The organism is Providencia sp. PROV156 (assembly GCF_028480905.1).
GTDB classification, from domain to species: Bacteria; Pseudomonadota; Gammaproteobacteria; order Enterobacterales; family Enterobacteriaceae; genus Providencia; species Providencia hangzhouensis.
Window position 1 is genome coordinate 140,471 of sequence record NZ_JAMPPE010000001.1, and the last position, 12,596, is coordinate 153,066.

Consider the following 12,596-nt stretch of genomic DNA (forward strand, 5'->3'; position numbering starts at 1 on the left):
ATATGGACTTGTTCGCCTTTGGTGCAATACCGATTATCATTTTTGTCGCTGTCGTTATTGTTTTTACCTGTGTTAAAACAGTACCGCAAGGCTTTCAATGGACCGTTGAGCGCTTCGGTCGCTATACCCGTACGTTGCAACCCGGCTTACATATTATTGTCCCATTTATGGACAAAATTGGCCGTCGCATCAATATGATGGAACAAGTCCTTGATATCCCATCTCAAGAAGTTATTTCTCGCGATAATGCCAACGTCACTATTGATGCTGTCTGCTTTATCCAAGTCGTTGACCCAGTACGTGCAGCCTATGAGGTTAGCAACCTTGAGCTTTCGGTATTGAATTTAACCATGACAAATATTCGTACCGTATTAGGTTCCATGGAACTAGACGAAATGTTGTCACAACGTGATTCCATTAATAGCCGCTTGTTGCACGTGGTGGATGAAGCAACCAACCCTTGGGGGGTCAAAATTACCCGTATCGAAATTCGTGATGTGAAGCCACCAAAAGAATTGATTAGTGCGATGAATGCGCAGATGAAGGCTGAACGTACTAAACGTGCCGATATTCTTGAGGCCGAGGGGATCCGCCAAGCGGCAATTTTAAAGGCTGAAGGTGAAAAACAGTCACAAATTCTCAAAGCCGAAGGGGAACGACAATCGGCATTTTTACAAGCCGAAGCGCGTGAAAGAGCCGCGGAAGCGGAAGCAAAAGCGACACGAATGGTATCTGAAGCTATCGCCGCTGGTGATATGCAGGCTATTAATTACTTTGTGGCGCAAAAATACACCGACGCACTGACCAGTATTGGTTCTGCCGAAAACAGCAAAGTCATCATGATGCCATTAGAAGCCAGTAATTTAATGGGCGCAATTGGTGGGATTACTGAGCTAATCGGCGAAAGCAAGAAAACCAGTGCGATGAAAAAGCAGGTAAAAGAATGATAGAGCTTATCAGTGCTCAACCCGCATGGTTTTGGCTGTGCCTTGGTGGGCTATTGCTGATTGGTGAACTTCTTGGTACCGCAGGCTATCTTTTATGGTCGGGTATTGCTGCGGTGCTTGTTGGGGTTATCGCTTGGGCACTGCCATTTATCGGTTGGGAGTGGCAAGGGATTTTATTTGCCATTTTTACCGTTGTCTCTGCTGTGTTATGGCGCAACTGGTTGAGGAATAGGCAAAAAAATAAGGCAGATAACGTCAACCAAATTAGCCATCAACTCATCGGTGTTAAAGGCCGTTTGTTGTCAGATACTGAAGAAGGATTTAGCCGTGTACGCCTTGCGGATGGCAGTTGGCGTGTCTATAGCGACACGCCATTAAGTGCCAATACAGAAGTGGTGGTCATCGCAGTAGACGGCATCACCTTGCAGGTTAAGCCTTCGCATGATGACAACACCCACGTGCCAAGTGGTCAATAATTGGGCAATCTGCACCATCATCCCCAGGGCATACGTCCACGAGCTCTTGTAATGTATCTCTAATGGCAGACAATTTAACAATTGTCTGCTCTATTTCATTTATCTTAGCTATCGTTGTCGTCTTTACATCAGCACTATGTCTGGTTGGATCACGAAATAAACCTAATAGCTCGCCACATTCATCCAAGGTAAAACCCACATCTTTTGCCTGTTTAAGCAATACGAGTTCGTTTAAATGACGCTCCTGATAATAACGGTAGCTATTTTCCCCTCTTTCAGGCGGTGTAATTAGCCCTTTGTCTTCATAAAAACGAATAGCTTTTGCAGTTAGGCCCGTTTTTTTGGCAATTTCACTAATATTCATAATTCCTCTTGACCTTAACCTTGCTGGAAGGTGTAACCTTTGCTCATTGTCGAATTATAGACCTAATTGTAGATAAAGTTATAGACCCAATACATCAAACGGGTTTTGGAGGCTGCAAAATGAGTAACATGATTATTTTAAAATTACAGGGGCTAAGCTGCATGCACTGTGTCGGCTCAGTCACTAAAGCGCTCGAAGGGCGCGGTGATGTCACTAACTTAAAAGTCACTATCGATTATGCCGTGATGGAAAGTGATGCCAATGTGGCTGATTTAATTAAAACCATCGTTGACGCAGGTTATGAGGCTGAAGTGGCTACAGCCCCAGATATCGAATTACAACTTTCTGGCCTCAACTGTATGAAATGTGCGGGTAAAACACAAAAAGCACTCGAAGAGGTTGACGGTGTCGCCGCTGCTGTTGTCGATACGACTAGCGCCAAGGTATATGGCACTGCTGATGCGCAAACGTTAATCGCTGCCGTTCAACAAGCTGGCTACAATGCAGAACTGGCTCAAACAAAAGCGATCACTTTAGCCCTTTCGGGTCTAACTTGCATGAAATGTGCCGCTAAAACACAGCAGGCGCTAGAAGCGGTTGATGGTGTTGAAAGCGCAACTGTCGATACCCAAACCGCTGTTGTTCGTGGTACGGCCTCCGTAGACGTCTTAATTGCTGCGGTTCAAGCCGCTGGCTACCAAGCCACTGAGAATGAATCTCACCCAAAAACTGAGCCGCTGAGTACCACAACTGAACAGCCGGAAGCTGATTCAGCGGCAATCTGTGAGATCCCGGCACAAGAGTCTGATTTAGGTGAACAGCCCGAAATTAGCCCAATGGATGACAGCATACAGTTACTGCTCGATGGCATGACCTGTGCCAGTTGTGTCAACAAAGTCCAGAAAGCCTTAAATAGCGTACCGGGCGTTGAAAATGCACGTGTCAACTTAGCTGAGCGCAGTGCTTTAGTCACCGGAACTGCTGAACCAAATGATTTAATCGACGCGGTTGTCAAAGCAGGCTATGGCGCGGAGATCATTCAAGATGAAGCCAAACGCCGTGAGCGCCAACAAGAAGTCGCGCAAGCCAATATGCGCCGCTTCCGCTGGCAATCGGCATTAGCTCTTGCCCTTGGTATCCCTGTGATGGTATGGGGGATGATGGGCGATAACATGGTGCTGACTGAGCAAAACCATACCATTTGGCTCACTATTGGTGCATTAACCCTTGCGGTAATGGTATTTGCAGGTGGGCACTTTTATCGTAATGCATGGCAAAGCCTGAAAAATGGCAGCGCCACTATGGATACCTTAGTTGCGTTAGGAACAGGAGCGGCTTGGCTTTATTCGATTGTGGTGAATATTTGGCCTGAGTTATTCCCAGACCAAGCTCGCCACCTTTATTATGAAGCCAGTGCTATGATCATCGGTCTTATTAACCTTGGTCATGCCCTAGAGCAGCGAGCTCGCCAACGTTCATCAAAAGCCCTTGAACGCTTGCTAGACCTGACACCGCCAACTGCCCGTGTTGTCACAGAGCAAGGCGAAGTGGATATGCCACTGGAGCAAGTCAAAAAAGGGATGGTTTTACGCTTAGCAACCGGTGACCGTGTTCCTGTTGATGGTGAAATTATCGAAGGCGAGGTTTGGTTAGACGAAGCCATGCTAACGGGTGAGCCGATCCCACAACAAAAAAGTAAAGGGGATCAAGTCCATGCAGGTACTGTGGTACAAGATGGTACCGTGCTATTTCGTGCCGCTGCTGTCGGTAGCCAAACAACTTTAGCTCGAATTATTCACCTTGTTCGCCAAGCACAAAGCAGTAAACCACAAATTGGCCAGCTTGCTGACCGCATTTCTGCCGTGTTTGTACCAGTAGTTGTGGCTATCGCCTTAATTTCAGGTGCAGTTTGGTACTTTGTTGGGCCCGCACCACAAATTACTTACGCACTCGTTATCACCACAACCGTGTTAATTATTGCGTGTCCTTGTGCCCTTGGCCTTGCAACACCAATGTCGATTATTTCTGGCGTGGGCCGAGCGGCTGAGTTTGGCGTGTTGGTACGGGATGCAGATGCATTACAGCAAGCAAGTGAGTTAGATACCATTGTCTTTGATAAAACAGGCACATTGACTGAAGGCATGCCTCAAGTTACGGATATCCACGTGTTTAATGGGTTCGAACAAGATACCGCCTTACAGTTTGCCGCTTCATTGGAAAATGGCTCTAATCACCCACTTGCCCGCGCTGTTTTAAATCGCGCAAAAGGCTTAACACTACCCGCTAATGAGCAGTTTAGAACCTTAGCTGGGTTAGGTATTAGTGCAATAATTAATGGCCAAACTATTTTGTTAGGTAACCAAAAACTGTTAGCGCAAAATAATGTTGATACCCGTGATGTTGAAGAAACATTACACCAACAAGCCACTCAAGGCGTAACGCCTGTTTTACTGGCTGTTGATGGTAAAGTTGCCGCACTGTTATCTATCCGTGACCCATTGCGTGAAGACAGCATAAGCGCGCTGGCGCGGTTACATAAACAAGGTTTCCGATTAGTCATGTTAACCGGAGATAACCCAGTAACTGCCAATGCGATAGCCAAAGAAGCGGGTATTGATGAGGTAATAGCAGGCGTCATGCCAGACGGTAAATCCGCCGCGATTGAAGCCTTACAAGCTAAAGGCCACAAAGTTGCGATGGTGGGTGATGGTATCAATGATGCCCCTGCTCTAGCCCGAGCTGACGTTGGTATTGCGATGGGCGGCGGCAGTGATATCGCTATTGAAACGGCATCGATTACCCTGATGCGCCAAAGCTTACATGGTGTAGCCGATGCAGTGTCTATTTCGAAAGGAACACTGCGTAATATGAAGCAAAACTTATTTGGGGCCTTTGTTTACAATACCTTAGGTATCCCAATTGCCGCGGGTATTTTATACCCAATTACCGGGACTTTACTTAACCCTGTCGTTGCAGGCGCAGCAATGGCTTTATCATCCATTACCGTGGTCAGTAACGCAAACCGCTTATTACGCTTTAAACCTGAAAAATAATACCCAAAAGTGGGAGGAACATGAGTTCTTCCCCTTTTTAATGATGAATGCTGTTCATATCTAAACCTTATCACCACAACACTTCATTTTCTTACTAAGTAAAAATCGCATTATTTTTTATGTCATTAATATCAAGCTAAGCCTATACTTATAAATAGTTAGTTATTTAATATTTGGAGTACAAAATGCTTAATATTGATCGTGAGAAACTCGCCAAACTTGCAGGCGAAGAGTTTAAAAAGCAACGTACCTTTTTGGTGATCTTATCCATTTTACTGTTGGCAGGTGGAATTTTTTGCATTATCAACCCAATGATTTCCGGTATTGCCGTTAGTACTGTACTTGGGGTGCTCCTGATTATTGGGGGCGTTGGCGCGATTGTGAGCATTCTAAGTACCGTGATCTATACCGGTTGGTCCCGGTTATTTGGTTTTGTTATTGGCCTTATCTATATCATTGTCGGCTACTCGTTTATTAAAGACCCGTTACAAAGTTTGGTAGCTTTGGCTATTTTAGTGGCGGCTTTATTTATCGTGGGTGGGGTCATTCGGCTGTATGTCGGCTTCCAACAAATTAGCTCAGCGGGTGGCTGGTTACAAATCATCATTGGGCTGTTAGATTTCTTTATTGCCTATTTACTTATCGGTAATGGCCCAATTACATCAATTACCTTACTGACAACCCTAATTGGTATCGAAATGGTGTTTAGTTCCTTTAGTTTGTTCACGTTACTCAGTGTATTTAAAGGTATCAGTAAAAATAATTAACCCTACCATGCCCCTTTGACAGGGGCATTTTTTCGCCTCCACGATGTCATCAATCTGCTAAAAAATGCGCAATTCGCGATGAGTATTCGCAAATTGCGGCTAGATTGTTTAACCTAATAAAATGAGAGATAACACAGGGACGAAATCGTGGGTAAACTGTTCGAAAATTTAAAAAATTGGCTTCATACGCAAACCGCTCCGGCTTACCCTTACCCTGCCATTGATATTCGGCTATCAAAAAATCTTAAATTGCACGTTGTGGGTAGCATCCATATGGGAACAGAAAATATGTTTCCTTTGTCTGCCACATTATTAGATAAACTCAATCTCGCAGATGCCTTGATCGTTGAGGCGGATATCACTGAAACTCACTCCCCATTTCCTAGCGATACCACCGAACTTCTCCCTGTCGAACAACGACTCACTCTTGATGAATATCACCTTTTTCAACAATATTGCTTAGAGCTCCGCCAATCCCCCGAACGCTTTGATGCCTTACCCTCATGGCAAATCGCCCTGATTTTGCAAGCAACCCAAGCCCAAGAGCTCGGGCTTAGAGGCCATTACGGTATTGACTACCAACTTATCCGTAATGCGCAATCACAACTCAAACCAATTATTGAACTAGAAGGAACCGCCTCTCAAGTTGAATTGCTGCTTTCTTTGCCTAATAATGGGTTAGCGTTATTACAAGACTCATTGAACCACTGGCGTGAAAACGCGCGCTCGCTACAAACGATGATAGGCTGGTGGCTAGACTACCAACCCAATAATCGTACCGCTTTACCCAATACCTTTAGCGAAGATATTTACCAAGTATTGATGAAGCAACGAAACGCGAATTGGAGCGAACAACTTAGGTCACTTCCTGATGGTAACTATGTGGTTGCCGTTGGTGCGTTACACCTGTTTGGTGAAAATAGTCTAGTAGAATATTTGCGAAACTAAGTCATAAATAGAAGGCTCAAAATGACCCCAGCCGTTAAATTACTCGAAAAACAAAAAATTTCCTTCACTTTACATCCTTATGACCACGACCCAAATGAAAGTAACTTTGGTGATGAAGCAGTACAAAAACTTGGGTTAGATGCCAAGCAAGTGTTTAAAACCTTGTTAGTCGCACTCAATGGCGATCAAAAAACGTTAGCCGTGGCCGTAACACCTGTTTCAGGGCAATTAGATTTAAAACAGGTTGCCAAAGTGTTTAAAGTCAAAAAAGTTGAAATGGCGGACCCACAAATCGCTCAAAAAACAACAGGATATTTACTTGGGGGAATTAGCCCATTAGGTCAAAAAAAGCGCTTACCAACAGTAATTGACGACCAAGCTCAGCAATATGCCACTATGTTTGTTTCAGGTGGGAAACGTGGGCTAGATATTGAACTTGCTCCTACCGATCTCGCCAAAGTGCTGAATGCAACCTTCGCTGAAATACGTAAATGATATTAACCCCGTGACAATCGCAGCGACGATTGAATGGTTATCGGCTCAAGAAGGTGGTAGGCAACAGCCGCCAGCAATTGGGTCTTACTGTGCTGTTGCTCGTTTCAGCCTCAAACCCGATGAATCTTGGAGTGTGATATTCCAGCTAGCGTTTCATTTACGCAATAGCCATAATCGACAAATAAGCCGAGGAACTGTGCGCTTTCTTGTTGAACATGCACCTCATGAATATTTATTAAATTATCATTCATTTGATATTTATGAAGGCCCTCATTTAGTCGCTCATGTTTTTTGCTCTAAATAATGACGATAAAAAGCCCCACCGCGAGCGGTGAGGCTTTCAAGGTAATAATGATTTAATTATTTATTATTATAAATAATCTCACCTTTTGGCTCATAGTCTGCCGCTTTCAGCGGGGAGTGTTTTTCAATATACCCTTTGAGCACTTCCGCATCGACAAAGCCGGTATTAACATAATTAGGGTGGTTATCAATTTTCGGGTAACCGTCCCCACCAATTGCATTGAAATTCAACGTTGCCATACGATACGTCTTGGCCGGGTCAACAGGCTTCCCATCAATTTTGACATCACTAATCGTGCCATCTTTATTCAGGGTTAAATTCACATTGTAGAACTGACCATACGCGCCTGCATCTGGTTTCATATTCGCAACCGCAGTCAGATATGGGATAACTTCATCACCTTTGAAGTCCACATAAACTAACTCATTGGCAAACGGTTGAACCTTAAGCACATCTTTATAAGTGATATCGCCACTTTCAATGGAATCACGAACACCGCCACCGCTCATAATCGCGAAATCAGCCCCTGCGCGTTCTTTTTGTGCAGCTAACAGAAGATGCCCCATATTGGTTTGCACAAAACGCACTTTACTGCGATCACCTTCAAGTTTACCTTCAACAGAGCCCACTTTAACACTCAATTGCTTGTCACCTTTTTCTTGATAAGGTGTCAGTAATTTCATCATGTCAGGGTTATGAGCAATTTCTTGCGTATAGTAAACTCGCTCGCTAGTCCCATCTTCTTTTGTGACTTTTTTCTTCAAGTTAATTGGGATTAACTGGTAGTGCTTCAGGGTAAACTTACCGTTTTTAAATTCAAAATCCGCACGGCCAACATATTTACCCCATTCATGGGCTTGCACAATCCAAGTTCCATTTTGGTTATCTGGCGCACACGGTGTACCGGGTACATAGTCTTCCTGTTTGTAGTTTTTCTTTTCTTGAGACATACAAACAGGGTCTTGTGAGTGACCACCCACTATCATATCTAAATAACCAGCGGGTAAGCTGCGTGCCATTTCTACATCGCCTGGGGCATTCGAACCATGGTTGCCATCATCATAATGCCCCATATGGGTTGCGGCGATGATAATATCTGGTTTTTCTGTCGCTCGGAGCTCTTCAACCACTTTTTTGGCTTCGTCCGCAGGCACACGGAATTCGACATCAGGGAAGTTGGCAGGGTTACCAATACGCACGGTGTCATCAGTGGTTAACCCCATAACCGCAATTTTTACACCTTGTTTATCAAAGATTTGGTAAGGTTTGAAAAGGCGTTTACCTGTACTGGTTTGATAAATATTGGCGGATAAAAACGGAAAAGTTGCCCATTTTTCTTGCTGACGCAGCGTTTCAAGTGGGTTATCAAACTCGTGGTTTCCTAATGCCATTGCATCGTAACCGACTAAGTTCATTCCTTTAAAATCAGGTTCTGCATCTTGTAAATCAGACTCTGGTACACCGGTATTAATATCGCCACCAGAGAGCAGTAAAACACTGCCACCTTGCTTAGCAACTTCGTCACGAATTTCATCAACTACCGTTTTTTGCGCTGCTAAACCATATTCACCGTGGTCGTTGTGCCAAAAGTGGCCATGATGGTCATTGGTATGCAAAATGGTAATATTGTATGTTTTGTCTTTTTCCCACGCATTTGCCATAGTTGCGGGTATTAACGCTAACGATACCGTTAATGCGCATGCCTTAAATGCAAACTTCATACATTTCTCCCTGCTGGTATAGGAATTTTTATACAGTCATATTAGATTATAGTTTGTCACTACCTGCTGTCTTATAGCATAAAAATATGAGCAGGATTTGATACCTATTGCAGAATAAGAAATTCGTTTCATAAAAATGAGATCGCCATCAAATAATTAACGAGCACTAGTTATTCACGTGATTTATTTATTCATTTAAATAAATTGTATTTCAGTTATATTAATAACAATTATGTAACACAAAAAGTTGATAATGACATGAGTGAGCAAACCACAACCCCCAACAACCCAAGCCCGTCAAAGCCATTAAATAAAACAGGGAAAACGGTCTTTAGTATCCTAACTGCGATCAGTGTTTCTCATTTACTCAATGACATGATCCAGTCACTGATCTTAGCCATTTATCCTTTATTACAATCTGATTTCTCATTGAGTTTTGCCCAAATCGGGATGATTACCCTTACTTATCAGATTACCGCATCACTGTTGCAACCGATTATTGGCTACTATACGGACAAACATCCACAACCTTATTCCTTGCCAATAGGAATGAGCTTCACGCTAACGGGGTTAATCTTGTTAGCGATGGCAGAAACCTTCCCGACCATATTACTTGCAGCAGCATTGGTTGGAACTGGTTCTTCTGTCTTCCATCCTGAATCTTCTCGTGTTGCTCGTATGGCTTCAGGGGGTCGTCATGGTCTGGCACAATCATTTTTCCAAGTCGGAGGCAACTTGGGCGCCTCCCTTGGGCCACTACTTGCAGCACTAATTATTGAACCCTACGGAAAAGGCAATATTGGCTGGTTCTCGCTCGCTGCTCTGCTTGCAATTGTTATCTTGTTGCAAGTCAGTAGCTGGTACAAACAACAACACCGCGCAGCAAGTAAAAAGCCGATCAGTGCAGGGAATGTTAAAGTCCTACCACGAAAAACAATTATTGGCTCTTTGGCAGTACTGTTAATTCTGATTTTTTCAAAATATTTCTATTTGGCAAGTATCAGTAGCTATTACACCTTTTATTTGATCGATAAGTTCGGTGTTTCTGTACAAAATGCTCAGATTCATTTGTTTGTTTTCTTATTTGCCGTTGCCGCAGGTACTATGATTGGTGGGCCAATAGGTGACAAAATAGGACGTAAATACGTTATTTGGTTCTCAATCCTTGGAGTTGCGCCATTTACCTTAATTTTACCCTATGCATCTCTTTATTGGACTGGGGTGCTTACCGTAATTATTGGTATGATTTTAGCCTCTGCATTTTCGGCTATTTTAGTCTACGCACAAGAGCTGATCCCTGGTAAAACCGGCATGGTATCAGGGTTGTTCTTTGGGTTAGCATTCGGCATGGGGGGCGTTGGCGCTGCCGTTTTAGGCCATATCGCAGACCAGACCAGTATTGAACAAGTTTATCATTATTGTGCTTTCTTACCCTTACTTGGGATTTTTACAGTATTGCTGCCAAATATTGGCAAAAAATAGATTTATTTTCTTATTTTACCCATACTTACCTAAAAATAAGTATGGGTCTTTCCTTCCATAATTAAGATTAATTTCAGATAAAAATCTCACAAACACACAGCTTGTAACGATTTAGCTCCTTTAACCTGTCTTTTTTTTAAAAACATTTCATTTTTTTAAGGAAATTTATCTCAAAAAAAGTTAGAATATAAAAACATGCAATTTGCATTTTAAAATGAAGGCCTCATTTTAAAAGTCAACGGCATGTACCCACCTTTCTATTTTTATATTCACCAGAGGAGACTAAATGGAGCATTCAACGCCCTTAATCACAACCATTGTTGGTGGTCTCGCCCTTGCATATTTGTTAGGTATGATCGCGCAGCGATTAAAAATTTCCCCTTTAGTTGGCTATCTTGCGGCCGGTGTTCTCGCAGGCCCATTTACCCCCGGCTTTGTTGCTGATGCAGCATTGGCGCCTGAACTTGCTGAAATCGGTGTTATCTTACTGATGTTTGGGGTAGGCCTACATTTTTCATTAAAAGATTTACTTGCTGTTAAAGCTATTGCCATTCCTGGAGCCATTGCACAAATCGCAGTAGCAACCTTACTGGGTCTTGGCCTGTCCATGTTATTTGGCTGGGGAATATTTACAGGTGTTGTATTCGGCCTGTGTTTATCAACCGCCAGTACCGTCGTATTACTACGTGCTTTAGAAGAACGCCAACTGATTGAAAGTCAGCGTGGGCAAATTGCTATAGGCTGGCTGATTGTTGAAGACCTCGCTATGGTCTTAACACTTGTTCTTCTGCCTGCTGCTGCGGCTATCATGAACACCGATGACGCTAGCTTCAGTGAGCTCACGTTAGGCCTTGCATGGACAATAGGTAAAGTTGTTCTATTCATATTTATTATGATTGTCGTGGGGCGTAAAGTTATCCCATGGATTTTATCACGTACCGCATCAACAGGTTCTCGTGAACTGTTTACTCTTGCCGTACTAGCACTTGCATTGGGTATTGCCTATGCCGCTGTGGCTATTTTCGATGCCTCATTTGCCCTCGGTGCGTTCTTCGCAGGGATGGTATTAAATGAGTCTGAGCTCAGCCACCGTGCTGCACAAGACACGTTGCCATTACGCGATGCCTTTGCCGTCCTGTTCTTTGTCTCAGTTGGGATGCTATTCGACCCAGTGGTATTAATTGAGCAACCACTAGGGATTTTAGCCGTTCTCGCCATTATCATTATTGGTAAATCCGCAGCCGCCTTAGTACTTGTTAGAATGTTTGGTCATTCACGGCGAACTGCATTAACCATTTCTGTTAGTCTTGCACAAATTGGTGAGTTTGCATTTATCTTAGCCGGTATGGGTTTAACCCTAGGCGTCATGGATAAAGATGCACAAAACCTAGTGTTAGCAGGTGCAATTGTCTCGATTATGCTAAATCCAGTGTTATTTAGCTTGTTAGATAAGTACCTTGAGAAAACCGAGACAATCGAAGAACAACTGCTGGAAGAGACTCTGGAAGAAGAAACCCAAGTTCCTGTCGATATCTGCGGCCACGCAATCATCGTCGGTTATGGTCGAGTAGGTGGTATGCTTGCAGACAAACTGCGTAGAAGGGAAATTCCGGTTGTTGTTGTTGAAGATACCCGCGCTCGGTTTGAAGAACTTGCTGAAAATGGCTTTAGTGCAATTTTAGGCAATGGCGCAAATAAAGATATCATTAGTCTTGCGCGTATTGAATGTGCCAAAACATTGCTTTTAACAATCCCTAATGGTTATGAAGCCGGTGAAATTGTCGCAACCGCAAAAGAAATGAACCCAGATGTCACTGTGATTGTTCGTGCCCATTATGATGATGAAGTCAGCTTTATCAAAGAGCGTGGAGCAGACCATATCATTATTGGTGAACATGAGATTGCTAAATCCATGGCGACGCTCATGTGCAATGATGTTGAAGAGTTCGGTTGTTCAATCGATGATTTTATTGATAATGACAATAAAAAAGTTGAAGGCAAAAACTTAGATGAATATCTAAAACCTAGCCACTAAACAC

Annotated in this window: 11 protein-coding genes; 9 read left to right on the forward strand and 2 right to left on the reverse strand. The window is 43.4% G+C overall.

What is annotated here, in order from left to right:
- Window positions 1-2 precede the first annotated feature (2 nt).
- Both PSF31_RS00625 and PSF31_RS00630 read left to right on the forward strand, forming a co-directional pair.
- Window positions 3-947: an SPFH domain-containing protein gene (locus PSF31_RS00625; RefSeq protein WP_094960977.1), complete on the forward strand. Its 945-nt coding sequence runs from the start codon at window positions 3-5 to the stop codon at window positions 945-947.
- Window positions 944-1,423, forward strand: a complete 480-nt coding sequence (locus PSF31_RS00630; protein ID WP_153673151.1) for an NfeD family protein — start codon at window positions 944-946, stop codon at window positions 1,421-1,423. Before PSF31_RS00625 ends, PSF31_RS00630 begins: the two co-directional genes overlap by 4 nt.
- On the opposite strand, the gene cueR is transcribed toward PSF31_RS00630, so the two are convergent.
- Entirely contained in the window at window positions 1,377-1,787 is a 411-nt protein-coding gene (cueR, locus tag PSF31_RS00635) for a Cu(I)-responsive transcriptional regulator (protein WP_096863259.1), read from the reverse strand. The genes PSF31_RS00630 and cueR overlap by 47 nt on opposite strands.
- 119 nt (window positions 1,788-1,906) lie before the next feature.
- Between cueR and copA the strand changes: the two genes are divergently transcribed.
- From copA to PSF31_RS00660, 5 genes are all read left to right on the forward strand, one after another.
- The gene (gene copA, locus PSF31_RS00640) at window positions 1,907-4,840 is read left to right on the forward strand and encodes a copper-exporting P-type ATPase CopA (protein ID WP_096863260.1); all 2,934 of its coding nucleotides are present in this window, start codon (window positions 1,907-1,909) and stop codon (window positions 4,838-4,840) included.
- 185 nt (window positions 4,841-5,025) lie between these two features.
- Entirely contained in the window at window positions 5,026-5,607 is a 582-nt protein-coding gene (locus tag PSF31_RS00645) for an HdeD family acid-resistance protein (protein ID WP_004260329.1), read from the forward strand.
- Window positions 5,608-5,754: 147 nt separating this feature from the next.
- Window positions 5,755-6,555 carry a TraB/GumN family protein gene (locus tag PSF31_RS00650; RefSeq protein WP_047757018.1) on the forward strand — a complete coding sequence of 267 codons (801 nt, stop codon included), beginning with the start codon at window positions 5,755-5,757 and terminating at the stop codon, window positions 6,553-6,555.
- Between the two features lie 21 nt (window positions 6,556-6,576).
- Complete coding sequence (gene ybaK / locus PSF31_RS00655; RefSeq protein ID WP_004260336.1) at window positions 6,577-7,050, forward strand: Cys-tRNA(Pro)/Cys-tRNA(Cys) deacylase YbaK; 474 nt, start codon at window positions 6,577-6,579, stop codon at window positions 7,048-7,050.
- The gene (locus PSF31_RS00660) at window positions 7,022-7,354 is read left to right on the forward strand and encodes a hypothetical protein (RefSeq protein ID WP_096863261.1); all 333 of its coding nucleotides are present in this window, start codon (window positions 7,022-7,024) and stop codon (window positions 7,352-7,354) included. The genes ybaK and PSF31_RS00660 overlap by 29 nt, the downstream gene beginning before the upstream one ends.
- A gap of 56 nt (window positions 7,355-7,410) precedes the next feature.
- Here the strand turns inward: PSF31_RS00660 and ushA are convergent, their stop codons facing one another.
- Window positions 7,411-9,075 carry a bifunctional UDP-sugar hydrolase/5'-nucleotidase UshA gene (gene ushA / locus PSF31_RS00665; protein WP_096863262.1) on the reverse strand — a complete coding sequence of 555 codons (1,665 nt, stop codon included), beginning with the start codon at window positions 9,073-9,075 and terminating at the stop codon, window positions 7,411-7,413.
- A 258-nt stretch (window positions 9,076-9,333) separates the two neighbouring features.
- Between ushA and PSF31_RS00670 the strand changes: the two genes are divergently transcribed.
- Both PSF31_RS00670 and ybaL read left to right on the forward strand, forming a co-directional pair.
- Entirely contained in the window at window positions 9,334-10,557 is a 1,224-nt protein-coding gene (locus PSF31_RS00670; protein ID WP_004260347.1) for an MFS transporter, read from the forward strand.
- A 286-nt stretch (window positions 10,558-10,843) separates the two neighbouring features.
- Window positions 10,844-12,592 (forward strand): YbaL family putative K(+) efflux transporter, encoded by a 1,749-nt coding sequence (gene ybaL / locus PSF31_RS00675; RefSeq protein WP_094960970.1) that lies wholly within the window; start codon window positions 10,844-10,846, stop codon window positions 12,590-12,592.
- Window positions 12,593-12,596 lie beyond the last annotated feature (4 nt).